The organism is Raoultella sp. T31, assembly GCF_002806725.1.
Classification (GTDB): domain Bacteria; phylum Pseudomonadota; class Gammaproteobacteria; order Enterobacterales; family Enterobacteriaceae; genus Klebsiella; species Klebsiella electrica.
The window spans coordinates 40,226-66,326 of record NZ_PIBO01000031.1; the positions used below are offsets into that span (position 1 = coordinate 40,226).

The window sequence follows — 26,101 nt, forward strand, 5'->3', positions numbered from 1 at the left end:
CCCACAACGCAAGCTCGTCACCCTTGCGCGCGACGATAAATATGCCGGCGTAGGTTGTAGCGCAGTTCTTAAGCTCCGCACCGGGGATAAACAATTATCTCCACGCTGCGCAAATGCAGAATGGTCGCGGGCCAGCAGGGCGAAAAGCGTCACCTGACAGCAATTATGTCGGTTTTATGACGTCAAGCTGGCAGATTCTTTTGTGTGATGATAAGCACATTTCGTGGCTGCTTAGTTTTACTCGTTGCGGTACGTGTCACTGAATGATAAAACCGATAGCCACAGGAATAACTTATGCCCGCGACGGTTCGCGGGTAAATAACATAGCAAGTGGTGAGGGGAAATGGCTCAGGTCTATAACTTCAGTTCAGGCCCGGCAATGCTGCCGGCGGAAGTACTCAAACTGGCGCAAAAGGAACTGTGCGACTGGAACGGTTTGGGGACGTCGGTGATGGAAATCAGCCACCGTGGTAAAGAGTTCATTAAGGTGGCTGAAGAAGCGGAACAGGATTTTCGCTCCCTGCTCAATATTCCTTCCAATTATAAAGTTTTATTCTGCCACGGCGGCGGTCGCGGACAGTTTGCCGGTATCCCGCTGAACCTGCTTGGCGATAAAACCGTTGCCGACTACGTCGATGCGGGCTACTGGGCGGCAAGCGCGATTAAAGAAGCGAAAAAATATTGTTCGCCGAACGCCATTGACGCGAAAATCACGGTTGACGGCCTGCGTGCGGTTAAACCGATGAGCGAATGGCAGCTGACGCCAGGTGCGGCCTATCTGCACTACTGTCCGAATGAAACCATCGACGGTATTGCGATTGATGAAACGCCGAATTTTGCTGACGACGTAGTGGTTGCGGCGGATTTCTCCTCCACGATTCTCTCCGCTCCGATTGATGTCAGCCGTTACGGCGTTATCTATGCGGGCGCGCAGAAAAATATCGGCCCGGCGGGCCTGACGCTGGTGATCGTGCGTGAAGACCTGCTGGGTAAAGCCAGTATCGCCTGTCCGTCAATCCTTGACTACTCCGTCCTGGATGCCAACGACTCCATGTTTAACACCCCGCCGACGTTCGCCTGGTACCTGGCCGGTCTGGTGTTCAAGTGGCTGAAAGAGCAGGGCGGCGTGGCGGCCATCGACAAAATCAACCAGCAAAAAGCCGATTTGCTCTACGGCGCGATCGACCGCAGCAGCTTCTATCGTAACGATGTGGCAGCGGCCAACCGTTCCCGCATGAACGTCCCGTTCCAGTTGGCCGACAGCGCGCTGGATAAACTGTTCCTTGAAGAGTCCTTTGCCGCAGGTCTGCATGCGCTGAAAGGCCACCGCGTAGTGGGCGGCATGCGTGCCTCTATCTATAACGCGATGCCGCTGGCAGGCGTGCAGGCACTGACCGACTTTATGCAGGATTTTGAACGCCGCCACGGCTAATCACCCTCCTGCTTTTCATCCCCGCAGCGGGTCTGCGGGGTTTTTATTCTGTTTGTTTGAGAGTTTAGTTTGATGGAATCCCTGACGTTACAACCCATTGCGCGAGTCGATGGCACCGTGAACCTGCCTGGGTCAAAAAGTGTCTCTAACCGCGCTTTGCTGCTGGCGGCTTTGGCCCGTGGCACCACGGTGCTGACCAACCTGCTGGACAGCGACGATGTACGCCATATGCTGAATGCCCTGAGCGCCCTGGGAGTTCATTACGTTCTGTCTGCTGACCGTACCCGCTGTGAAGTGACCGGCAACGGTGGGCCGCTGCTGGCCGGTAGCGCGCTGGAGCTGTTCCTGGGTAACGCAGGGACCGCCATGCGTCCGCTGGCGGCCGCGCTATGTCTGGGTAGCAACGATATCGTGCTGACCGGCGAACCGCGAATGAAAGAGCGCCCGATTGGCCATCTGGTCGACGCCCTGCGCCAGGGCGGCGCGCAGATTGATTATCTGGAGCAGGAAAACTATCCGCCTCTGCGCCTGCGCGGCGGCTTTACCGGCGGCGAAGTGGAAGTAGACGGCAGCGTCTCCAGCCAGTTCCTGACCGCACTGCTGATGGCTGCGCCGCTGGCACCGCAGGACACGACCATCGCCATTAAAGGCGAGCTGGTGTCTAAACCCTATATCGACATCACGCTCCATCTGATGAAAACCTTTGGCGTTGATGTTGAAAACCACAACTACCAACGCGTTGTCGTCCGCGGCAATCAGCAGTACCAGTCGCCGGGCGATTACCTGGTGGAAGGCGATGCTTCCTCAGCCTCTTATTTCCTTGCCGCCGGCGCCATCAAAGGTGGGACGGTCAAAGTCACCGGTATCGGCCGCAACAGCGTACAGGGCGATATCCGTTTTGCCGACGTACTGGAAAAAATGGGTGCAACCGTCACCTGGGGCGAGGATTTCATTGCCTGCACGCATGGCGAACTGAACGCTATCGATATGGATATGAACCATATTCCGGATGCGGCGATGACTATCGCCACCGCGGCTCTGTTTGCAAAAGGCACCACCACGCTGCGCAACATTTATAACTGGCGCGTGAAAGAGACCGACCGTCTGTTTGCTATGGCGACGGAGCTGCGTAAAGTGGGAGCAGAGGTTGAAGAAGGGGAGGATTACATTCGCATCACCCCGCCTGCGAAGCTCCGCTTTGCTGAAATCGGCACCTATAACGATCACCGTATGGCAATGTGCTTCTCGCTGGTGGCGCTTTCCGACACGCCGGTAACCATTCTCGACCCGAAATGTACGGCGAAAACTTTCCCGGATTATTTCGAGCAGCTGGCGCGGATCAGCACGCTGGCGTAACGTTCGCCTGCGCATAAAAGTAAAACGAAAAAGTAAAATATTGTCATCTTCCGGGCTGACGTTCCGTCAGCCCGCTATAATTGCGCAATTCTTCTGCGTTTCATTTCTGGTAGTCCGTAATTTGCAAGCAATGCTCACTTTCCGGCGTAGAGATGCGTATAATGCGCGGCGTTTACATTCTATGCGCCTTGCTGAAGGAGAAAAAGATGACGGCAAATATTCCGGTAATCACCATTGATGGGCCTGGCGGTGCAGGTAAAGGCACCTTGTGCAAGGCAATGGCGGAAGCGCTGGGCTGGCATCTGCTGGATTCCGGGGCCATCTATCGCGTTCTGGCTCTTGCGGCGCTGCATCATCATGTTGATGTCGGATCGGAAGAGGCGCTGGTACCGCTAGCGGCGCACCTGGACGTGCGTTTTATCTCCACCGACGGCAGTCTGGAAATCATTCTTGAAGGCGAAGACGTTAGCGCCGCCATTCGTACTCAGGAAGTGGCCAATACCGCATCGAAAGTCGCCGCGTTTCCCCGCGTGCGTGAAGCGTTGCTGCGTCGCCAGCGTGGATTCCGTGAAGCCCCGGGTCTGATCGCCGACGGACGCGATATGGGAACCGTCGTCTTCCCGGATGCCCCCGTCAAAATTTTCCTTGACGCCTCTTCGGAAGAACGTGCTCAGCGTCGCATGCTTCAGTTGCAGGAGAAGGGGTTTAGTGTTAACTTTGATCGCCTTTTATCCGAGATAAAAGAGCGCGATGACCGCGATCGTAACCGCGCCGTCGCCCCACTTGTTCCTGCAGAAGATGCATTAGTTCTGGATTCAACCAGTTTAACTATTGAGCAAGTGATTGAAAAAGCGCTACAATATGCGCGCCAAAAACTGGCACTCGCGTAATCGCGACCGATTTAGCAGTACCCCCGCAGCAATGGAGTGTTAGCGGGTATGTTAAACAACCCCATCCGGCACGGAGCCAGGTGGACGTTAAATATGAAACCTGAAGATTAAACATGACTGAATCTTTTGCTCAACTATTTGAAGAATCCTTAAAAACAATCGAAACCCGTCCGGGTTCCATCGTTCGTGGTGTTGTTGTTGCTATCGACAAAGATATCGTACTGGTTGACGCCGGTCTGAAATCTGAGTCCGCCATTCCGGCAGAGCAGTTCAAAAACGCCCAGGGCGAGCTGGAAATCCAGGTTGGTGACGAAGTTGACGTTGCTCTGGATGCAGTAGAAGACGGCTTCGGTGAAACCCTGCTGTCCCGTGAAAAAGCTAAACGTCACGAAGCTTGGATCACGCTGGAAAAAGCTTACGAAGAAGCTGAAACTGTAGTCGGTGTTATCAACGGCAAAGTTAAAGGTGGCTTCACTGTTGAGCTGAATGGTATTCGCGCGTTCCTGCCAGGTTCCCTGGTTGACGTTCGTCCGGTTCGCGACACTCTGCACCTGGAAGGCAAAGAGCTTGAGTTCAAAGTTATCAAGCTTGACCAGAAGCGTAACAACGTTGTTGTATCCCGTCGTGCCGTTATCGAATCCGAAAACAGCGCAGAACGCGATCAGCTGCTGGAAAACCTGCAGGAAGGCATGGAAGTCAAAGGTATCGTTAAGAACCTCACTGACTACGGCGCATTCGTTGATCTGGGCGGCGTTGACGGCCTGCTGCACATCACCGATATGGCGTGGAAACGCGTTAAGCACCCGAGCGAAATCGTAAACGTTGGCGACGAAATCACTGTTAAAGTGCTGAAGTTCGACCGCGAGCGTACTCGTGTATCTCTGGGCCTGAAACAGCTGGGCGAAGATCCGTGGGTAGCTATCGCTAAGCGTTATCCGGAAGGTACCAAACTGACCGGTCGCGTGACCAACCTGACCGACTACGGCTGCTTCGTTGAAATCGAAGAAGGCGTTGAAGGCCTGGTTCACGTTTCCGAAATGGACTGGACCAACAAAAACATCCACCCGTCCAAAGTTGTTAACGTTGGCGACGTAGTGGAAGTGATGGTTCTGGATATCGACGAAGAACGTCGTCGTATCTCCCTGGGTCTGAAGCAGTGCAAAAACAACCCGTGGCAGCAGTTTGCGGAAACCCACAACAAGGGCGACCGTGTTGAAGGTAAAATCAAGTCTATCACTGACTTCGGTATCTTCATCGGCCTGGACGGCGGCATCGACGGCCTGGTTCACCTGTCTGACATCTCCTGGAACGTTGCAGGCGAAGAAGCAGTTCGTGAATACAAAAAAGGCGACGAAATCGCAGCAGTTGTTCTGCAGGTTGACGCAGAGCGTGAGCGTATCTCTCTGGGCGTTAAACAGCTCGCAGAAGATCCGTTCAACAACTGGGTTGCACTGAACAAGAAAGGCGCAATCGTAAACGGTAAAGTCACTGCAGTTGACGCTAAAGGCGCAACCGTAGAACTGGCTGACGGCGTTGAAGGTTACCTGCGCGCTTCTGAAGCTTCCCGTGACCGCGTTGAAGATGCGACTCTGGTTCTGAGCGTTGGCGACGACGTTGAAGCTAAATTCACCGGCGTTGATCGTAAAAACCGCGCAATCAGCCTGTCTGTTCGTGCTAAAGACGAAGCTGATGAGAAAGATGCCATCGCAACTGTTAACAAACAGGAAGATGCAAACTTCTCTAACAACGCAATGGCTGAAGCTTTCAAAGCAGCTAAAGGCGAGTAATCTTAGTCATTCAGGTTACAACAACCTGAATTACGACGAGTTTACTTGACAGATTGCAGGATTCGTCCTGTAATCAAGCACAAAGGGCGGCTACGGCCGCCCTTGTTTAAAGCAGTTAGCTAATTTTGCCTTGAAGGAAACCGGAGGAATAATGACCAAGTCAGAATTGATAGAAAGACTTGCCAGCCAGCAATCTCACATTCCCGCGAAAGCGGTCGAAGATGCTGTTAAAGAAATGCTGGAACATATGGCCTCAACGCTTGCTCAAGGTGAGCGCATTGAAATCCGCGGTTTCGGCAGTTTCTCTTTGCATTATCGAGCACCTCGCACCGGGCGTAACCCGAAGACTGGCGATAAAGTTGAGCTGGAAGGTAAGTACGTTCCGCACTTTAAGCCTGGGAAAGAATTACGCGACCGCGCCAATATTTACGAAGAGTAAGTTGCGCAGAGCCGCGACAACGTACTCCGATGATAAAAAAAGCACCTCTGCGGTGCTTTTTTTATGCCCCCAGTTTGCCCTGCCTCGCAGTAGCGCCCCCGTTTTGCAGCAACATCGCAGGTTTTGCGCAAGCCGCAATCCACATCTGCCCGCCGACCGCTGACGACCTTTCGCTTTCGCGCAATACTCTCCGTCAACAGGGAGGGGGACATGCGTTTATCACAGCTTGCCGGGTGCGCGGTTATCGGGATCTGCCCACTGCTGTTGTTACCCGAGCTGCCCACGCTGCCCGCCGTTCAGGTGATTATCGCTGGCGCGATCCTGATAGCGTTTTACCGCTGGAGTCCATCACGTTACCTGGCGTTGACCATGCTGTTTTTTGCCTGGGGTGTGCTGAGCGCGCGTCAGGTGCTGTGGCCGATGCAGGTGCTACCCGGCGGTAACCGGCAGGTTGAAATCCAGTTGACGGCAGTTGAAGGGGAGATGACCTATCAGGGAAATATTCTCCGTTTAAACGGGCAGAGACTATGGCCGGCACCAGCGGTGACTCTGTACGGTAATGCGCTGCCCGACCCGCCATGTGCCGGGCAGCGCTGGAAGATGACCGCTCGTCTTCGCCCGGTCCATAGTCAGCTCAACGAAGGGGGCTTTGACGGCCAGCGTTTTGCCCTGGCACAACATCGTGCGTTAACCGGGCGCTTTACGTCGGCTGAAGCGCTAGACCCGACGTGCAGTTACCGCGCACGCTATCTGGCATCGCTGGCGCGCACTCTTGAGGCTTTTCCCTGGCAATCGGTGATACTCGGGCTCGGCATGGGAGAGAGGCTGGTTGTCCCGGGGGATATCAAACGGCTGATGCAGGAAACCGGCACATCGCATCTGATGGCGATCTCGGGGCTGCATATTGCGTTAGGCGCCATACTCGGCGGACTGGTGGTTCGCGGCCTGCAATTCTTTTTCCCGTGCCGGTGGATTGGCTGGAGAATGCCGCTACTTGTCGGTCTGGCCTGCGCGCTATTTTACGCCTGGCTGACCGGTATGCAGCCGCCTGCACTGCGGACCTGCGTGGCCCTGATCTGCGTGGCGGGCCTACGGCTATCAGCCAAACGCTGGTCGTCCTGGCAGATCTGGCTCTGTTGTATTGGCGCTATCTTATTCGCCGATCCGCTGGCGGTGTTGTCTGATAGTCTGTGGCTGTCTATCTTTGCCGTCGCGACGTTGATTTTCTGGTACCAGCTGGCGCCGTTGCAGCTGCGCGCCAGCTGGCCATGGCGCGAAGTGCTCGCGTTAGGCCACCTGCAGCTTGGGCTGATGTTTCTGCTATTGCCGATTCAGATTCTCCTTTTCCACGGCATTAGCCTGACTTCCTGGGGGGCAAACCTGATTGCCGTGCCGTTGGTTACCTTCGCGGTGGTTCCCTTGATCCTGCTGGCGATGCTGCTGCATCTCAGCGGGCCTGCGGTGGTTGAAATGGCGGTATGGTGGCTGGCAGACCGTCTGCTGGCGGCATTATTCTGGTTTTTGCGTCTGTTGCCGCAGGGTTGGCTCAGTCTGGATTTTCGCTGGGCGGCGTTAAGCGTATTGCCCTGGCTGCTACTGCTGGTGTGGCGTTTTCACGCCTGGCGTTCGCTCCCGGCACTTTGTCTCAGCAGCACGGTGCTGCTGAGCTGGCCTTTCTGGCGCCACGAAGTGAAAGATGAATGGCGGGTCACGATGCTGGACGTCGGACAGGGGCTGGCCATGGTCATCGAACGGGAGGGGGCGGCAATCTTGTATGATACGGGACTGGCCTGGTCCGATGGCGATAGCGGTCAGCAGATTATTATTCCGTGGCTACGCTGGCATAACCTGCGCCCGGAGGGCGTGTTGTTGAGCCATGAGCACCTTGACCACCGCGGTGGTCTCAATTCGCTGCTGAAGGCCTGGCCCGGGCTCTGGATCCGCAGCCCGCTGGGCTGGCAGGGGCATCTTCCCTGTCAGCGAGGTGAAAGCTGGCAATGGCGTGGATTGACTTTTCGCGTGCTCTGGCCGCTGATGGGCTCCAGCATGACCGGTAATAATCGCTCCTGCGTGGTCCGTATTGATGACGGAAAACAGAGCGTTCTGTTGACCGGAGATATTGAAATTCCGGCGGAAAGGGCAATGATGAGCCGCTACTGGCAGCATCTTGCGTCTACACTTATCCAGGTTCCGCACCACGGGAGTCAGACCTCTTCTTCGGTTGCACTATTGCAGCGGGTCGGCGGCGCGGCGGCGCTGGCTTCAGCCTCGCGATATAATGTCTGGCGGATGCCGGCGGCTAAAGTGGCGCTGCGCTACCGACAGCAGGGCTATCGGTGGTTTGATACGCCGCATCAGGGGCAAGTTACGGTTATTTTTTCTCCAGAAGGTTGGCAAATCCAAAGCTTACGAGATCAACTTTTACCGCGTTGGTATCATCAGTGGTTTGGCGAGACCGCGGATAACGGGTAGAATATGCGGCTATTTCAACATAAGCTGGTTTATTGAATGCAGAATGATAAAGATCTCTCCACGTGGCAGACCTTCCGCCGCCTCTGGCCGCTTATTGCGCCATTTAAAACCGGACTGATCGTCGCGGCCGTTGCGTTAGTCTTTAACGCCGCTAGTGATACCTTCATGCTATCGCTTCTTAAACCGTTACTGGATGATGGTTTTGGTAAAACGGATCGCTCAGTGCTGCTATGGATGCCGCTGGTGGTGATTGGGTTGATGTTGCTGCGTGGCGTCACCAGCTATATTTCGAGCTACTGTATCTCGTGGGTTTCAGGCAAAGTCGTCATGACCATGCGCCGCCGACTGTTCAGCCACATGATGGGGATGCCCGTCTCCTTCTTCGATAAACAATCCACGGGTACCTTGCTGTCACGCATTACCTATGATTCCGAACAGGTTGCGTCATCCTCTTCCAGCGCGCTGATTACCGTTGTACGCGAAGGCGCTTCGATCATCGGCCTGTTTGTGATGATGTTCTACTACAGCTGGCAGCTGTCGCTGATTCTGATAGTCCTGGCCCCCATCGTCTCCGTGGCGATTCGCGTGGTATCGAAGCGTTTTCGTAATATCAGCAAGAATATGCAGAACACCATGGGTCAGGTGACCACCAGCGCAGAGCAAATGCTGAAAGGGCATAAAGAAGTGCTGATGTTTGGCGGCCAGGAGGTAGAAACCAAACGTTTTGATAAGGTCAGCAACAAAATGCGCTTGCAGGGGATGAAAATGGTCTCCGCGTCGTCTATTTCTGACCCGGTTATTCAGCTGATTGCGTCACTGGCGCTGGCATTTGTCCTCTATGCCGCCAGCTTCCCGAGCGTCATGGAAACGTTGACTGCCGGTACCATCACCGTGGTCTTCTCCTCGATGATTGCGTTGATGCGTCCGCTGAAATCGCTGACTAACGTCAATGCTCAGTTCCAGCGCGGGATGGCCGCCTGCCAGACGCTGTTTGCGATTCTTGATTCCGAACAGGAAAAAGACGAAGGCAAGCTGGTTCTCGATCGCGCGAAGGGCAACCTGGAATTTAAAGACGTCACCTTTACCTATCCGGGCCGCGAAACGCCAGCGCTGCGAAATATCAACCTCCACATCCAGGAAGGCAAAACGGTCGCCCTGGTCGGACGTTCGGGGTCGGGTAAATCGACCATCGCCAGCCTGATTACGCGCTTTTATGATATCGATAATGGCCAGATTCTGCTCGATGGCCACGAGCTGCGTGAATACACCCTGGCATCGCTGCGCAACCAGGTCGCGCTGGTATCGCAAAACGTTCATCTGTTCAACGATACTGTGGCGAATAACATTGCCTATGCGCGCGAGGAAGAGTACAGCCGCGAGCAGATCGAAGAGGCGGCGCGTATGGCCTATGCGATGGACTTTATCAGCAAAATGGATAATGGCCTCGATACCGTTATCGGTGAGAACGGCGTACTGCTCTCCGGCGGACAGCGTCAGCGTATTGCCATCGCGCGTGCGCTGCTGCGTAACAGCCCGATTCTGATTCTGGATGAAGCAACATCGGCGCTGGATACCGAGTCGGAACGCGCTATCCAGGCGGCCCTCGACGAGCTACAGAAAAACCGCACTTCGCTGGTTATTGCTCACCGTCTGTCCACCATCGAACAAGCCGATGAAATTGTGGTTGTGGAAGATGGTCATATTGTCGAGCGCGGTAGCCATGCCGACCTGCTGGAACACCGCGGCGTGTACGCTCAGCTACATAAAATGCAGTTTGGCCAATGATTGCGCGTATCTGGTCCGGTGAGTCGCCGGTATGGCGACTCTTGCTGCCGTTCTCCTGGCTTTATGGCCTGGTGAGCGGGCTGATTCGCCTCAGCTATCGGCTGGGGCTGAAGAAAGCCTGGCGAGCACCGGTTCCGGTGGCGGTAGTGGGTAACCTCACCGCCGGAGGCAACGGCAAAACGCCGGTGGTCATCTGGCTGGTGGAACAGCTCCGCCAGCGCGGTATTCGCGTTGGCGTTGTCTCCCGCGGTTATGGCGGGAAAGCGGCGAGCTATCCGTTATTGCTCAGCAAGCAGACCAGTACGGCGGAAGCCGGCGATGAACCGGTACTTATTTTTCAACGAACCGGCGCGCCGGTTGCGGTTTCGCCGGAGCGTCGTGAGGCGGTACAGGCGCTGCTTCATGCGCATGACTTGCAGCTCATCATCACCGATGATGGTCTGCAGCACTACAAACTGGCACGGGACAAAGAAATTGTCGTGATTGATGGCGAGCGCCGTTTTGGCAATGGCTGGTGGCTCCCGGCCGGGCCGATGCGTGAACGCGCGTCGCGTTTACGCAGTGTCGATGCCATCATTGTGAACGGCGGCGTCGCGCAGGCCGGGGAGATCCCTATGCGCCTGCAGCCTGGACTGGCGATAAATTTACGCAGCGGCGAACGGCGAGACGTGGCCTCTTTCGACAATGTCGTTGCCATGGCCGGGATCGGCCATCCCCCGCGCTTTTTCGCCACCCTCGAAAGCTGCGGCGTCCTGCCGGTAAAAACCGTCGCGCTTGCCGATCACCAGGCATTAACGCAGGCAAGCGTTTCCGCCCTTGCGAACCCGCAGCAAACGCTGCTGATGACCGAGAAAGACGCGGTGAAATGTCGTGGGTTTGCCGAAGCAAACTGGTGGTATTTACCTGTCGACGCCATAATGACGGATGAACGCGCACAGCAGCTGCTGACGGAACTGGTGACGCTGGCGCAACGTTAGTTCTGCCACGCTCGCTTCAATAACGCGGTGCCGGAGTCCTTGACGGAGAACCTGCATGTCGGTATTACAACTTTCGCTTAAAGAAGCCCGCCATCTCCATCTTGCGGCGCAGGGATTGCTGAAGAAGCCCCGGCGTCGTGCCCGCGCCAGCGATATTCTGCAAACTATTCAGCAGATGTCATTGCTACAAATCGATACCATTAACGTCGTTGCCCGCAGCCCCTATCTTGTGCTTTTTAGCCGGCTTGGCCGCTATCCGCAAAGCTGGCTGGAGGAGGCCCTGCGCAGCGGGGAACTGATGGAGTACTGGGCCCATGAAGCTTGCTTTCTGCCCCGCAGCGACTTTGCCCTGGTACGCCACTGCATGCTGACGCCCGATAAGATGGGCTGGAAATATCACAAAGCGTGGATGACTGAACACGCTGATGATATTCAGCTGCTGCTGGAGCATATCGCGCAGAATGGTCCGGTTCGTTCGGCCGACTTTGAACATCCGCGCAAAGGCGCCAGCGGCTGGTGGGAATGGAAGCCGCACAAGCGCCATCTGGAAGGCTTGTTTACCGCCGGCAAAGTGATGGTGGTGGAGCGGCGCAACTTTCAGCGGGTGTACGATCTGACGCATCGCGTCATGCCGCACTGGGACGACGGGCGCGATGCGCTGACGCAGTCGCAGGCGGAAGCATTAATGCTGCGCAACAGCGCCCGGAGTCTCGGCATTTTTCGCCCTCAGTGGCTGGCGGATTACTATCGGCTCCGCCAGCCCGCTTTACCGGCGCTGCTGGCGAGCTGGCAGGAGGAGGGCGTGGTGGTTCCGGTGCAGGTCGAGGAGCTGGGCGAAATGTGGCTCCACCGCGAGGCGCTCGGGCAGCTGGAGGCGGCGCCCGGCGGTAAACTCGCCGCCAGCCACAGCGCGGTGCTTTCGCCTTTTGACCCGGTAGTCTGGGACCGTAAGCGCGCTGAGCAACTATTCAGTTTCAGCTATCGCCTCGAGTGCTACACGCCCGCGCCGAAGCGTCAGTATGGCTACTTTGTCCTGCCGCTGCTGCACCAGGGAAGACTGGTGGGCAGAATGGACAGCAAGGTGCATCGGAAAACCGGAGTTCTGGAGGTCTTTTCGCTGTGGCTGGAAGAGGGGGTCAAGGTTACCCCGGGGCTGGAGAGAGGGCTGCGTCGGGCGATAGAAGAGTTTGCTATCTGGCAGTCGGTACAGCGCATAACCTTCGGTCGTCTGCCGCCGGGGCTTTTCACCGACCGTCAGCAGGGCTGGGAGATTTCCCCGGTCTGAACAACGTCACCCCCGCTCAGCCTTTGCCGCAAACGGATCCCTGAGTTTGCCATCATGTGATATGCTGCTGCAGAATCTATTCGGTCCATCAGGAGGAATCATGGATCACCGTTTACTAGAAATCATCGCCTGTCCTGTCTGCAACGGTAAACTCTACTACAGCCAGGATAAGCAAGAGCTGATTTGCAAAATTGACAGTCTGGCCTTTCCTTTCCGTGAAGGCATTCCCGTCTTGCTGGAGACCGAAGCCCGCGCATTAGCCGTGGGAGAGAGCCATTCATGAGTTTCGTGGTCATCATTCCTGCCCGTTTTGCTTCCACGCGTTTGCCGGGCAAGCCCCTACAGGATATTAACGGTAAGCCGATGATCGTTCATGTTCTGGAGCGCGCGCGCGAATCCGGGGCAGAGCGCATTATTGTCGCGACGGATCATGATGATGTTGCGCGCGCGGTAGAAGCTGCCGGCGGCGAAGTGTGTATGACGCGTGCGGACCATCAATCCGGGACCGAGCGTCTGGCCGAAGTTGTTGAAAAATGCGGCTTCAGTGATGACACGATCATCGTCAATATTCAGGGCGATGAGCCGATGATTCCGCCGGCGATCGTCCGCCAGGTGGCTGAAAATCTGGCGGCCAATACTTGCGGCATGGCAACGCTCGCCGTTGCGATTCACGATGCTCAGGAAGCATTTAATCCGAATGCCGTGAAGGTGGTGATGGATGCGCAGGGCTATGCGCTCTACTTCTCCCGCGCCACCATTCCGTGGGATCGCGATCGCTTTGCACAGTCGCGCGAGGCCATCGGCGATTCACTGCTACGTCATATCGGTATTTACGGTTATCGCGCCGGCTTTATCCGTCGCTATGTCAGCTGGGCGCCGAGTCCGCTGGAGCAGATCGAAATGCTGGAGCAGCTGCGGGTGCTGTGGTATGGCGAAAAAATCCATGTCGCGGTAGCCGAAGTTGTCCCGGGGACCGGTGTTGATACGCCGGAAGATCTGGAGCGCGTGCGCGCGGAGCTGCGTTAATTCGTTCATCCCCTCCGCCGTGAGGGGATATCCTCAAGCTGTTTTTCCATACCTTTTCCCTCAATTTTTTGATCTCGCCTGATGACATCCCTGCGACTGGCGCTCATTATTAAAACCAGTAGTATTCACAGGGGTAATCAGAAATGGAACAGCTGCGAACCGAACTTAGCCATCTGCTGGGAGAGAAACTGAGCCGCGTGGAGTGTATCAGCGAGAAACCCGCCTCGGCGCTGTGGTCGCTTTATGATGCGCAGGGAAACCCGCTACCGCTGCTGGCGAGAAGTTTTACCACCCCGGGCATTGCCCGCCAGCTGGCGTGGAAAATCTCCACGCTGGCGCGCAGCGGTACCGCGCGCATGCCGGTAGTCTACGGGGTGCTGACGCATGAAGAGCATCCTGGCCCGGACGTGTTGTTGATTGAGCGACTGCGCGGGGTCTCTGCGGAAGCGCCGGCCCGTACGCCGGAACGCTGGGAGCAACTGCAGGAACAGATCGTGGAGGCTCTTCTGGCGTGGCACCGGCACGATAGCGGCGGCTGCGTCGGCATGGTGGACAGCACCCAGGAAAACCTGTGGCCGTACTGGTACCGCCAGCGGGTTGAGATGCTGTGGAGCACCCTTAATCTGTACCAGGATACCGGCCTGACGATGCAGGATAAACGGATTCTGTTCCGCGCCCGCGAGTGCCTCCCGGATTTATTGAAAGATTTTAATGATAACTGCGTGCTGGTACACGGCAGCTTTACGCTGCGCAGTATGCTGAAAGATGCGCGTAGCGATCAGCTGCTGGCGATGGTCGGGCCGGGGATGATGCTGTGGGCGCCGCGAGAATATGAACTGTTTCGCCTGTCGGACGGCGGACAGGCGGAGCAGTTGCTGTGGCACTATCTGCGCCGCGCGCCGGTGGCCGAATCCTTCCTGTGGCGACGCTGGCTCTATCTGCTGTGGGATGAGGTGGATAGCCTCGTCAATACCGGGCGCTTTGACCGCGCCCGGTTTGACCTGGCCGCGAAATCAATCCTGCCCTGGCTCGCCTGAGGTGCCCTTTAACCATTGCCAGATGCGCCCCAGCGTTTCGTAGCCGACGCGATCGCTGTGCATTAGCCAGACCGGGGAAGGGATCGCCCGTTCCCACGGGTTGAGCGGCGAGGCGATCGCCAGTTGGTTAGCGGGCGCAGGCAGCGGGTTTAGCCCGACATGTTGGAAGAAAATCATCGCCCGCGGTAAATGCGATGCGGAAGTCACCAGCAGGAATGGCGCATCGCCGATGGTCTGTTTCACCGCTTCGGCTTCCTCTTCGGTATCTTTCGGTTTATCCAGAACGATAATTTCGCTGCGCGGTATCCCCAGACTCTCTGCAACTCTGGCGCCGGCTTCTGCCGTGCTGACGGGATTGGTTTTCGCCGCCGCGCCGGTAAAGATGAGTTTTGCGCCCGGGTTTTCATACCACAGGCGGATCCCCTCCGTCAGCCGCGGCAGGCTGTTGTTGATAAGATTTGAACTGGGCGCCCAGTCCGGGTTCCAGGTGTAGCCCCCGCCAAGTACGACGACGTACTGCACGCGCTTTGCATCCCGCCACGTCGGGTATTTATCTTCAATGGGTTTGAGCAAACTATCGGCGACCGGTTGCAGGCTCAACAACAGCAACAGCAGCCAGCCGAGGCTGACGCAGAGCTTGCCGCTGCGCTGGAAACGGCTAAACCACAGTAGCGCGATGCCGACCGCCATCAGCAATAGCAGCAGGGGAAGCGGCAACATCATGCCGCCTGAAACCTTTTTCAGTGTAAAAAGCATGCCAGATGGTTCCTTTTTTAACCATATAACCAAAGTTATGTCCGGATCTTATAACAGATCGCTTCATTCTCAGCGTGGGTATGACAAAATAGCGGCTTTGTGTTGGCAGGTGGATCCGTCCGTGAAAGATCGTAATTTCGATGACATGGCTGAAAAGTTTTCGCGCAATATTTACGGCACCACCAAAGGCGAACTGCGTCAGGCCATTCTGTGGCAGGATCTGCAACCGCTGCTGAACCAGCTGGGGCCCGGACCGCTCCGGGTTCTTGACGCCGGCGGCGGCGAAGGGCAAACGGCGGTAAAAGTCGCGGAAATGGGCCACCATGTGACGCTATGCGATCTTTCGGCTGAAATGGTGGCGCGCGCCCGGCAGGCTGCCGCCGATAAAGGTGTGATCGACAACATGCATTTTGTACAATGCGCCGCACAGGATATTGCGCAGCATTTGGAAAGCCCGGTCGATCTGATACTGTTTCATGCGGTGCTGGAGTGGGTGGCCGAGCCGCAGGAGATGCTGCGAACGCTGTGGTCGGTTTTACGACCCGGCGGTGCGTTATCGTTAATGTTCTACAATGCTAACGGTCTGTTGATGCATAACATGGTCGTCGGGAACTTCGACTACGTACAACTCGGCATGCCGAAAAAGAAAAAACGCACGCTGTCGCCGGACTATCCGCGTTCCCCGCAACAGGTTTATGGCTGGCTGGAAGAGCAGGGCTGGCGCATTACCGGTAAAACCGGCGTGCGGGTGTTTCATGATTATCTGCGTGAAAAACGCAAACAGCGCGACGATTTTGCGGCGCTGCTGGAGCTGGAGACGCGCTACTGTCGCCAGGAGCCGTATATCAGCCTGGGTCGCTACATTCATGTCACAGCGCTTAAGCCGCAGATGCAAGGATAAACTATGAGTGAATTTTCCCAGACAGTCCCCGAACTGGTTGCCTGGGCCAGAAAAAATGATTTTTCTATTTCGCTGCCGGTAGACAGACTCTCGTTTCTGCTGGCGGTTGCTACGCTGAACGGCGAGCGGCTCGAAGGGGAAATGACCGAGGGAGAACTGGTGGATGCGTTCCGCCACGTCAGTGATGCGTTTGAGCAGACCAGCGAAACCATCAGCCAGCGCGCCAATAATGCGATCAACGATATGGTGCGCCAACGTCTGCTGAACCGCTTTACCAGCGAAATCACGGAAGGCAATGCGATTTATCGCCTGACGCCGTTGGGCATCGGTATTACCGACTACTATATTCGCCAACGCGAATTTTCTACGCTGCGTCTGTCGATGCAGCTGTCGATCGTTGCCGGCGAGCTCAAGCGCGCAGCCGACTCGGCGGAAGAGGGCGGCGATGAGTTCCACTGGCATCGCAACGTCTTTGCGCCGCTGAAATACTCGGTTGCTGAGATTTTCGACAGTATCGATCTGACGCAGCGCATCATGGATGAGCAGCAGCAACTGGTCAAAGATGATATCGCTCAGCTGTTGAACAAAGACTGGCGCGCGGCTATCTCCAGCTGCGAGCTGCTGCTGTCGGAAACGTCCGGCACTCTGCGCGAGCTACAGGATACCCTGGATGCCGCAGGCGATAAGCTACAGGCTAACCTGCTGAGAATTCAGGATGCGACAATTTCGCGCGACGACCTGCATTTTGTCGACCGTTTAGTCTTCGATCTGCAAAGTAAACTGGACCGTATCGTCAGCTGGGGCCAGCAGGCGATTGACCTGTGGATCGGCTACGATCGCCACGTGCACAAATTTATCCGTACCGCTATCGATATGGATAAAAACCGCGTCTTCGCCCAGCGTCTGCGTCAGTCGATCCAGACCTACTTTGACGCCCCGTGGGCGTTGACTCACGCCAGCGCCGATCGTCTGCTGGATATGCGCGATGAAGAGATGGCGCTGCGTGACGAAGAGGTTACCGGGGAGCTCCCGGCGGATCTGGAATACGAAGAGTTTAACGAAATTCGCGAACAGCTCGCCGCGCTGATTGAAGCGCAACTGGTGGTTTACAAAGACAAAGGCGTCCCGCTGGATCTCGGTCTGGTGGTGCGCGAATATCTGGCGCAGTATCCGCGAGCTCGCCATTTTGATGTGGCGCGAATCGTCGTCGATCAGGCGGTACGCCTGGGCGTCGCACAAGCAGATTTCACCGGACTGCCGGCAAAATGGCAGCCGATTAATGATTACGGAGCCAAGGTACAGGCGCATGTCATCGACAAATATTGAACAAGTGATGCCAGTTAAACTGGCGCTGGCGTTGGGCAATCCGTTATTTCCGGCGCTGGACAGCGCCCTGCGAGCAGGTCGTCATATCGGCCTGGACGAACTGGATAATCACGCATTTTTGATGGATTTCCAGGATTACCTGGAAGAGTTTTACGCGCGTTATAACGTTGAGCTGATTCGCGCGCCGGAAGGGTTTTTCTATCTGCGCCCGCGCTCCACGACGCTGATTCCGCGCTCGGTGCTCTCCGAACTGGATATGATGGTCGGCAAAATTCTTTGCTACCTCTATCTCAGCCCGGAACGCCTGGCCAACGAAGGGATTTTTACCCAGCAGGAGCTCTACGATGAGCTACTGACCCTGGCGGACGAAGCTAAACTGCTGAAGCTGGTGAACAACCGTTCTACCGGGTCCGATCTCGACCGCCAGAAGCTGCAGGAGAAAATGCGCGCATCGCTCAACCGTCTGCGCCGCCTGGGCATGGTCTGGTTTATGGGCCATGACAGCAGCAAATTCCGTATTACCGAGTCGGTCTTCCGCTTTGGCGCTGACGTGCGCGTCGGCGACGATCCGCGTGAGGCGCAGCTGCGCATGATTCGCGACGGTGAAGCGATGGCGCTGGAAAACCATCTGCAGCTCAATGATGAGAACGAAGAGAATCAGCCGGATAGCGGGGAGGAAGAGTAATGATTGAACGCGGTAAATTTCGCTCGCTGACGCTGGTTAACTGGAACGGTTTTTTTGCCCGCACCTTTGATCTGGATGAGCTGGTCACCACGCTGTCCGGGGGCAACGGCGCCGGGAAATCGACCACCATGGCGGCTTTCGTCACGGCACTGATTCCGGATCTGACTCTGCTGCACTTCCGTAACACCACCGAAGCGGGCGCCACCAGCGGTTCGCGCGATAAAGGTCTGCACGGTAAGCTGCGGGCCGGGGTATGTTATTCGGTACTGGATGTGGTCAACTCGCATCACCAGCGGGTGGTTGTGGGCGTGCGTCTGCAGCAGATTGCCGGTCGCGATCGTAAAGTGGATATCAAGCCGTTTGCGATTCAGGGGCTACCGACGTCCATTCAGCCGACCCAGCTGCTGACGGAAACCCTTAACGAGCGCCAGGCGCGCGTGCTGAGCCTCAACGAGCTGAAAGACAAGCTTGAAGAGATGGAAGGGGTGCAGTTTAAGCAGTTCAACTCGATAACCGACTATCACTCGCTGATGTTTGATCTGGGCGTGGTGGCTCGTCGTCTGCGTTCGGCGGCAGACCGCAGTAAATACTATCGTCTGATTGAAGCCTCGCTGTACGGCGGGATCTCCAACACCATCACCCGCTCGCTGCGCGATTACCTGCTGCCGGAAAACAGCGGCGTGCGTAAAGCGTTCCAGGATATGGAAGCCGCGCTGCGTGAAAACCGCATGACGCTCGAAGCCATTCGCGTCACCCAGTCCGATCGCGACCTGTTTAAACATCTGATCAGCGAAGCGACGAACTATGTCGCGGCGGACTATATGCGTCACGCCAACGAACGTCGCGTGCATCTGGATAAAGCGCTGGAGTATCGTCGCGATCTCTTTACCTCGCGGGCGCAGCTGGCGGCAGAGCAGTATAAGCATGTCGATATGGCCCGCGAACTGCAGGAACATAACGGCGCCGAAGGCGATCTGGAAGCCGATTATCAGGCGGCCAGCGATCATCTGAATCTGGTACAAACCGCGCTGCGCCAGCAGGAAAAAATCGAGCGCTATGAAGCGGATCTCGATGAACTGCAGATTCGCCTTGAAGAACAGAATGAAGTCGTCGCCGAAGCGACCGATCGACAGGAAGAGAACGAAGCCCGCGCCGAGGCCGCTGAACTGGAAGTGGATGAGCTGAAAAGCCAGCTCGCCGACTATCAGCAGGCGTTGGACGTACAGCAGACTCGCGCCATTCAGTACAACCAGGCGCTGCAGGCGCTGGAGCGGGCGAAGGCGCTGTGTCATTTGCCGGATTTAATGCCGGAAAGTGCCGATGAATGGCTGGAAACATTCCAGGCTAAAGAGCAAGAAGCGACGGAAAAAATGCTGTCGCTGGAACAAAAAATGAGCGTGGCGCAGACCGCGCACGGCCAGTTTGAGCAGGCATATCAGCTGGTGGCGGCCATCAACGGTCCGCTGGCGCGTAATGAGGCCTGGGACGTGGCGCGCGAGCTGTTGCGCGATGGCGTCAACCAGCGTCACCTTGCCGATCAGGCGCACGGGCTGCGTAGCCGTCTGACTGAGCTGGAACAGCGTCTGCGTGAGCAGCAGGACGCCGAACGCCAACTGAGCGAATTCTGCAAGCGTCAGGGCAAACGCTACGATATTGACGATCTGGAAGCGCTGCATCAGGAGCTGGAAGCGCGCATCGCCTCCCTGTCCGATAGCGTCTCTTCCGCCAGCGAACAGCGCATGAATCTGCGTCAGGAGCTGGAGCAGCTGCAGTCGCGCACCCAGTCTCTGCTGCGTCGGGCGCCAATCTGGCTGGCCGCGCAAAACAGCCTCAACCAGCTGTGCGAGCAGAGCGGCGAGCAGTTTGAATCAAGCCAGGATGTCACCGAATATCTGCAGCAGCTGCTGGAGCGCGAGCGTGAAGCCATCGTCGAACGTGACGAAGTGGGTGCCCGTAAACGCGCCATCGACGAAGAGATCGAACGCCTCAGCCAGCCGGGTGGGTCTGAAGATCCGCGCCTTAACGCGCTGGCGGAACGTTTTGGCGGCGTACTGCTGTCGGAAATTTATGACGATGTCAGCCTTGAGGACGCCCCGTACTTCTCCGCGCTGTATGGCCCGTCGCGTCACGCGATCGTGGTACCCAATCTGGCGCAGATCGCCGAACAGCTGGAAGGGCTGGAAGATTGCCCGGAAGATCTCTATCTGATCGAAGGCGATCCGCAATCCTTCGATGACAGCGTCTTCAGCGTCGATGAGCTGGAAAAAGCGGTGGTCGTTAAAGTGGCCGATCGCCAGTGGCGCTACTCGCGCTTCCCAACGCTGCCGCTGTTTGGCCGCGCCGCGCGCGAAAGCCGCGTTGAAACGCTGCATGCGGAGCGGGAAAGTTTATCAGAGCGTTTTGCGACCCTCTCTTTCGACGTGCAGAAAACGCAGCGCCAGCACCAGGCCTTCAGCCGCTTTATCGGCAGCCATCTGGCCGTCGCGTTTGAAGACGATCCGGAAGAAGAGATCCGTAAGCTCAACAGCCGCCGCGGTGAGCTGGAGCGCGCCCTTAACACGCACGAAAGCGATAACCAGCAGAACCGGGTGCAGTATGAACAGGCGAAAGAGGGGGTTTCCGCCCTCAACCGCCTGTTGCCGCGCCTTAATCTGCTGGCGGACGATACGCTGGCCGATCGCGTTGACGAAATTCAGGAACGGCTGGATGAAGCCCAGGAAGCGGCGCGCTTTATTCAGCAGCATGGCAATCAGCTGGCGAAGCTGGAGCCGATGGTTTCAGTCCTGCAAAGCGACCCGGAACAGTTCGAACAGCTGAAAGAAGATTACGCTTACTCCCAGCAAACGCAGCGCGATGCGCGCCAGCAGGCGTTTGCACTGAGCGAAGTGGTGCAGCGTCGTGCCCACTTCAGCTATTCCGATTCGGCGGAAATGCTCAGCGGCAACAGCGATCTCAATGAAAAACTGCGCCAGCGTCTGGAGCAGGCGGAGGCTGAACGTAGCCGCGCCCGCGACGCGATGCGTACCCATTCTGCGCAGCTGAACCAGTACAATCAGGTGCTGGCGTCGCTGAAAAGCTCCTTTGATACCAAAAAAGAGCTGCTGAGCGATCTGTACAAAGAGCTGCAGGATATCGGCGTACGCGCCGACAGCGGTGCGGAAGAGCGTGCCCGTGCGCGCCGCGATCAGCTGCATACGCAGTTAAGCAACAACCGCTCGCGCCGGAATCAGCTGGAAAAAGCGCTGACCTTCTGTGAAGCCGAAATGGACAACCTGACCCGCAGGCTGCGTAAGCTTGAGCGCGATTACTGCGAAATGCGCGAGCAGGTGGTGAGCGCCAAGGCGGGCTGGTGTGCGGTCATGCGGCTGGTGAAAGATAACGGCGTCGAACGGCGTCTGCATCGCCGCGAGCTGGCCTATCTCTCTGCGGATGAACTGCGTTCGATGTCGGATAAAGCGCTCGGTGCGCTGCGTCTGGCCGTAGCGGATAACGAACATCTGCGCGATGTGCTGCGTGTCTCCGAGGATCCGAAGCGTCCGGAACGTAAAATTCAGTTCTTTGTCGCCGTTTACCAGCATCTGCGCGAGCGTATCCGTCAGGATATTATCCGCACCGACGACCCGGTAGAAGCGATTGAACAGATGGAAATCGAACTGAGCCGTCTGACGGAAGAGTTGACCAACCGTGAGCAGAAGCTGGCTATCAGTTCCCGCAGCGTGGCCAATATTATTCGCAAAACGATCCAGCGCGAGCAGAACCGCATCCGGATGCTTAACCAGGGGCTGCAAAGCGTCTCCTTCGGCCAGGTCAACAGCGTGCGTTTGAATGTCAACGTGCGGGAAACCCACTCGACGCTGCTTGATGTGCTGTCCGAACAGCACGAGCAGCATCAGGATCTGTTTAACAGCAACCGCCTGAGCTTCTCGGAAGCGCTGGCGAAGCTGTACCAGCGTCTGAACCCGCAGATCGATATGGGGCAACGCACCCCGCAGACCATTGGCGAAGAGCTGCTCGACTACCGCAACTATCTGGAGATGGAAGTGGAAGTGAACCGCGGCTCCGACGGCTGGCTGCGCGCAGAATCCGGCGCGCTGTCTACCGGGGAAGCTATTGGTACCGGGATGTCGATACTGGTGATGGTGGTGCAGAGCTGGGAAGATGAGTCTCGTCGCCTGCGCGGCAAAGACCTGTCACCGTGCCGTCTGCTGTTCCTCGATGAAGCGGCGCGTCTCGATGCCCGTTCTATCGCCACGCTGTTTGAACTCTGTGAACGTCTGGAGATGCAGCTGATCATCGCGGCGCCGGAAAACATCAGCCCGGAAAAAGGCACCACCTACAAGTTAGTGCGTAAAGTGTTTAATAACCACGAACACGTCCATGTGGTCGGGCTGCGCGGTTTTGCCGCCCAGTTGCCGGAAACGCTGCCTGGAACGGCGGATGCCTCTTAGCGGTCATCGATCGATAGAGAAAAGGGCGACTTGATGTCGCCCTTTTTGTTAGCGAATCGGTTAAGTTAACGCTTTATAATCTTTAAACTTCTTTACATTTGGGGAGGCAAAAGCTTTTGCGCCTCTATATACTGAGAGTAAAACCCGTTTTTACGGGTGGCAATGTGACAACAGGGGGCAAGGGATGTTGCTAAAGAAACGCTATGGTCGTCAATTGTCAGCGCTGAGTTTAAGCCTGGCTTTGGCATTTGCTCCGCTGTTCAATGTCCAGGCCGAAGAGCCTGAGATCGTACCCACCGACAGTTCCGCGACGACAGGAGAACTGTCGTCCGCGCTTATCCAGAGCGAGGGGCAGTCCGCGACGGTGGCGAAAATGGCCGGTGAGCAGCCGCTGGCAGCTGGCGCCGCAGAAAAAAGCCGCGCCGCGATAATGGCGCAGTTGCCGGCTGGCTATCAGCCCGTGTTTATGAATCCGCTGGTATCGCTCTATGCGGCCAGAGAGATGAAACCGATGTGGGAGAACCGCGAGGCGGTTCAGGCCTTCCAGCAGCAGCTGGCTGAGGTCGCCATCGCCGGTTTTCAGCCGCAATTTACCACTTGGGTCAGCCTGCTGACCGATCCGGCGGTGAACGGCATGGCTCGCGATATCGTGCTGTCTGACGCCATGATGGGCTACCTGCATTTTATCAGCGGCATTCCGGTGCAGGGGAATCGCTGGCTGTACGGTACCAAACCGTACACGATGGCAACGCCGCCGCTGTCGGTGATCAATCAGTGGCAGCTGGCGCTGGATAATGGCTCTCTGGTGCCGTTTATTGCCGGGCTGGCGCCGAAGCATCCGCAATATGAGGCGATGCACCGGGCGCTGCTGGCGCTGGTGGCCGATTCCCGCCCGTGGCCGCAGTTGACCAGCAACGCGTCGCTGCGTCCGGGAGAGTGGAGTAACGACGTTGGCGCGCTGCGCGAAATTTTACAGCGCAACGGTATGCTCGATGATTCTGCGAAGATTGCGCTGCCGGGGGATGTCGTGAGTCCGTCAGCCGGGAAGAAGAGCAAAACCGCGGCGCGCGGCGTTTACGATCGTCAGCTTGTTGAGGGCGTTAAGCGCTTCCAGGCCTGGCAGGGGCTGGGCGCCGATGGCGTGATTGGTCAATCCACCCGCGACTGGCTCAATGTTTCCGCTGCCCAGCGTGCGGGCGTACTGGCGTTGAACATCCAGCGCTTGCGTTTGCTGCCGGGAAAACTGTCTACCGGCATTATGGTCAATATTCCGGCCTTTTCGTTGGTCTATTACCAGGATGGCAGCCAGGTGCTGGCATCGCGAGTGATTGTGGGGCGGCCGGATCGCAAAACGCCGATGATGAGCAGCGCGCTAAACAACGTGGTGGTTAACCCGCCGTGGAACGTGCCGCCGACGCTGGCGCGCAAAGATATCCTGCCGAAGGTACGCAATGACCCTGGCTATCTTGAGCAGCATGGTTACACGGTGATGCGCGGCTGGAACAGCAAAGAGGCTATTGATCCGTATCGGGTTGACTGGTCGACAATCACCGAAAACAACCTGCCGTTCCGTTTTCAGCAGGCGCCTGGCGGGCGTAACTCATTGGGGCGCTATAAGTTTAATATGCCCAGCTCCGATGCTATCTATCTGCACGATACGCCGAACCACAATCTGTTCCAGAAAGACGTGCGGGCCTTAAGTTCCGGCTGCGTGCGGGTCAACAAAGCCTCGGAGCTGGCGAATATGCTGCTGCAGGATGCCGGCTGGAACGATACGCGGATTTCCGATGCGCTCAAGCAGGGCGATACCCGCTATGTCAATATCCGCCAGAATATCCCGGTTAATCTCTATTATTTGACTGCCTTCGTAGGAGATGATGGACGTACACAATATCGAACAGATATTTACAATTACGATCTCACCGCGCGATCTGGCGCACAAATCCTTGCGAAAGCTGAACAATTAATCAGGTAAATGAAGTAGTTCAACGGATCCCGTTGTCCTAACTTTTGGTGAAAACAGGTCCTGATCCTCTACAGGGCCTGTATTTACTGGGGTTAGGCTACCTTGACGTTGGCAATAATGCCCGGTAAGGTGCCTTTCGTGCGCCAGAAGTGCATATATTCGATTCATTTACTTGTAGACCTGATTATCATGGACAAATTTGACGCTAATCGCCGCAAATTGCTGGCGTTAGGTGGGGCTGCGCTCGGTGCTGCCGCCATTCTGCCTGCGCCGGCATTTGCCACCCTCTCGACCCCCCGACCGCGTATTCTGACGCTGAATAACCTGCATACTGGTGAATCACTCAAGGCGGAGTTTTTCGATGGCAGAGGCTATATTCAGGATGAATTAGCAAGACTTAACCATTTTTTCCGTGATTTCCGCGCGAATAAAATAAAGTCCATCGATCCGAGTTTGTTCGATCACCTTTATCGTCTGCAGGGATTGCTCGGCACCAATAAACCTGTCCAGCTCATCTCGGGCTATCGTTCCCTCGATACCAATGAAGAGCTTCGCGCCCGAAGCCGCGGTGTGGCGAAACATAGCTATCACACTAAAGGACAGGCCATGGATTTCCACATAGAAGGCATTTCGTTAAGCAATGTTCGCAAAGCGGCGTTATCTATGGGCGCAGGTGGTGTAGGATACTACCCACGTAGCAACTTTGTGCATATTGATACCGGTCCGGTAAGGCACTGGTAACGAAAGGAGCATCATGAACTATCGTATTATTCCGGTTACTGCGTTCGCTCAGAACTGTTCTTTAATCTGGTGCGAACAAACCCGGCTTGCCGCGCTGGTCGATCCCGGCGGTGACGCTGAGCGAATCAAACAGGAAGTCACGGCAGCAGGTGTCAGCCTGATGCAGATTTTGCTCACTCACGGTCATCTCGATCACGTCGGTGCGGCGGCGGAACTGGCGCAACACTATGGCGTGCCGATTATCGGACCGGAAAAAGAAGATGAGTTCTGGCTGGAAGGTCTGCCGGCGCAAAGCCGGATGTTTGGGCTGGAGGATTGCCAGCCCTTACAACCGGACCGCTGGCTCAATGAAGGCGACGTCGTCAGCGTGGGGAATATTGCGCTGCAGGTGCTGCACTGTCCTGGGCATACGCCAGGGCACGTGGTTTTTTTTGACGGGGCTTCCCGGCTGCTGATTTCCGGCGATGTGATTTTCAAAGGTGGCGTTGGGCGCAGCGATTTCCCGCGCGGCGATCACGGTCAGCTGATTGAGGCGATTAAACGTAAATTATTGCCTTTGGGTGATGATGTGACGTTTATTCCCGGTCACGGGCCGATGTCGACGCTGGGCTATGAGCGGCTGCACAACCCTTTCCTGCAGGATGAAATGCCCGTCTGGTAATATTCCCCGACGGAAAATATAAAAAAGGCCGCGCAAGCGCTGAGGGATCCCCATAAAATCAGCGCTAGTAGACCAGTACCATTTTCTGGTAGGTCTTTGCGAGGTGGTTGAGAACAGCGTCCAGTGCTGTT

20 protein-coding genes are annotated in these 26,101 nt (G+C 56.5%); 19 read left to right on the forward strand and 1 reads right to left on the reverse strand.

Annotation, left to right across the window (positions count from 1 at the left end):
- Positions 1-343: 343 nt before the first annotated feature.
- The 12 genes from serC to CWM52_RS18755 all read left to right on the forward strand — a co-directional run bounded on the left by serC (position 344) and on the right by CWM52_RS18755 (position 14,486).
- The gene (gene serC / locus CWM52_RS18700; protein WP_100685477.1) at positions 344-1,432 is read left to right on the forward strand and encodes a 3-phosphoserine/phosphohydroxythreonine transaminase; all 1,089 of its coding nucleotides are present in this window, start codon (positions 344-346) and stop codon (positions 1,430-1,432) included.
- 72 nt (positions 1,433-1,504) lie between these two features.
- Positions 1,505-2,788, forward strand: a complete 1,284-nt coding sequence (aroA, locus tag CWM52_RS18705) for a 3-phosphoshikimate 1-carboxyvinyltransferase (RefSeq protein ID WP_100685478.1) — start codon at positions 1,505-1,507, stop codon at positions 2,786-2,788.
- 206 nt (positions 2,789-2,994) lie between these two features.
- The gene (gene cmk, locus CWM52_RS18710) at positions 2,995-3,678 is read left to right on the forward strand and encodes a (d)CMP kinase (protein ID WP_100685479.1); all 684 of its coding nucleotides are present in this window, start codon (positions 2,995-2,997) and stop codon (positions 3,676-3,678) included.
- A 113-nt stretch (positions 3,679-3,791) separates the two neighbouring features.
- Complete coding sequence (rpsA, locus tag CWM52_RS18715; protein ID WP_004860074.1) at positions 3,792-5,465, forward strand: 30S ribosomal protein S1; 1,674 nt, start codon at positions 3,792-3,794, stop codon at positions 5,463-5,465.
- 151 nt (positions 5,466-5,616) lie between these two features.
- Positions 5,617-5,904, forward strand: coding sequence for an integration host factor subunit beta (gene ihfB / locus CWM52_RS18720; RefSeq protein WP_004100704.1), 288 nt, complete (start codon positions 5,617-5,619; stop codon positions 5,902-5,904).
- A 210-nt stretch (positions 5,905-6,114) separates the two neighbouring features.
- Positions 6,115-8,376 carry a ComEC family protein gene (locus tag CWM52_RS18725; protein WP_100685480.1) on the forward strand — a complete coding sequence of 754 codons (2,262 nt, stop codon included), beginning with the start codon at positions 6,115-6,117 and terminating at the stop codon, positions 8,374-8,376.
- 36 nt (positions 8,377-8,412) lie between these two features.
- Positions 8,413-10,161, forward strand: coding sequence for a lipid A ABC transporter ATP-binding protein/permease MsbA (gene msbA, locus CWM52_RS18730; RefSeq protein WP_100685481.1), 1,749 nt, complete (start codon positions 8,413-8,415; stop codon positions 10,159-10,161).
- Positions 10,158-11,138 (forward strand): tetraacyldisaccharide 4'-kinase, encoded by a 981-nt coding sequence (gene lpxK, locus CWM52_RS18735; RefSeq protein ID WP_100685482.1) that lies wholly within the window; start codon positions 10,158-10,160, stop codon positions 11,136-11,138. Before msbA ends, lpxK begins: the two co-directional genes overlap by 4 nt.
- Positions 11,139-11,193: 55 nt before the next feature.
- The gene (locus tag CWM52_RS18740) at positions 11,194-12,423 is read left to right on the forward strand and encodes a winged helix-turn-helix domain-containing protein (RefSeq protein WP_100685483.1); all 1,230 of its coding nucleotides are present in this window, start codon (positions 11,194-11,196) and stop codon (positions 12,421-12,423) included.
- Between the two features lie 100 nt (positions 12,424-12,523).
- The gene (locus CWM52_RS18745) at positions 12,524-12,706 is read left to right on the forward strand and encodes a Trm112 family protein (protein ID WP_004860086.1); all 183 of its coding nucleotides are present in this window, start codon (positions 12,524-12,526) and stop codon (positions 12,704-12,706) included.
- Positions 12,703-13,449, forward strand: coding sequence for a 3-deoxy-manno-octulosonate cytidylyltransferase (gene kdsB / locus CWM52_RS18750; protein WP_100685484.1), 747 nt, complete (start codon positions 12,703-12,705; stop codon positions 13,447-13,449). Before CWM52_RS18745 ends, kdsB begins: the two co-directional genes overlap by 4 nt.
- A gap of 143 nt (positions 13,450-13,592) precedes the next feature.
- Complete coding sequence (locus CWM52_RS18755; protein WP_100685485.1) at positions 13,593-14,486, forward strand: YcbJ family phosphotransferase; 894 nt, start codon at positions 13,593-13,595, stop codon at positions 14,484-14,486.
- On the opposite strand, the gene elyC is transcribed toward CWM52_RS18755, so the two are convergent.
- Positions 14,463-15,242, reverse strand: a complete 780-nt coding sequence (gene elyC, locus CWM52_RS18760) for an envelope biogenesis factor ElyC (protein ID WP_100685486.1) — start codon at positions 15,240-15,242, stop codon at positions 14,463-14,465. The genes CWM52_RS18755 and elyC overlap by 24 nt on opposite strands.
- 121 nt (positions 15,243-15,363) lie before the next feature.
- Between elyC and cmoM the strand changes: the two genes are divergently transcribed.
- From cmoM to CWM52_RS18800, 7 genes are all read left to right on the forward strand, one after another.
- Positions 15,364-16,143, forward strand: coding sequence for a tRNA uridine 5-oxyacetic acid(34) methyltransferase CmoM (cmoM, locus tag CWM52_RS18765; RefSeq protein WP_100685487.1), 780 nt, complete (start codon positions 15,364-15,366; stop codon positions 16,141-16,143).
- Between the two features lie 3 nt (positions 16,144-16,146).
- A complete protein-coding gene (gene mukF / locus CWM52_RS18770; RefSeq protein ID WP_004860096.1) occupies positions 16,147-17,469 on the forward strand; it encodes a chromosome partition protein MukF in 1,323 nt (440 codons plus the stop codon).
- The gene (gene mukE / locus CWM52_RS18775) at positions 17,450-18,154 is read left to right on the forward strand and encodes a chromosome partition protein MukE (RefSeq protein ID WP_100685488.1); all 705 of its coding nucleotides are present in this window, start codon (positions 17,450-17,452) and stop codon (positions 18,152-18,154) included. Before mukF ends, mukE begins: the two co-directional genes overlap by 20 nt.
- Positions 18,154-22,602 carry a chromosome partition protein MukB gene (mukB, locus tag CWM52_RS18780; RefSeq protein WP_100685489.1) on the forward strand — a complete coding sequence of 1,483 codons (4,449 nt, stop codon included), beginning with the start codon at positions 18,154-18,156 and terminating at the stop codon, positions 22,600-22,602. The genes mukE and mukB overlap by 1 nt, the downstream gene beginning before the upstream one ends.
- Positions 22,603-22,786: 184 nt before the next feature.
- Positions 22,787-24,577 carry a L,D-transpeptidase gene (gene ldtD, locus CWM52_RS18785; RefSeq protein WP_100685490.1) on the forward strand — a complete coding sequence of 597 codons (1,791 nt, stop codon included), beginning with the start codon at positions 22,787-22,789 and terminating at the stop codon, positions 24,575-24,577.
- Between the two features lie 180 nt (positions 24,578-24,757).
- Entirely contained in the window at positions 24,758-25,309 is a 552-nt protein-coding gene (locus tag CWM52_RS18795) for a YcbK family protein (RefSeq protein WP_100685494.1), read from the forward strand.
- 13 nt (positions 25,310-25,322) lie between these two features.
- Positions 25,323-25,970, forward strand: coding sequence for an MBL fold metallo-hydrolase (locus CWM52_RS18800; protein ID WP_100685491.1), 648 nt, complete (start codon positions 25,323-25,325; stop codon positions 25,968-25,970).
- Positions 25,971-26,101: the final 131 nt, after the last annotated feature.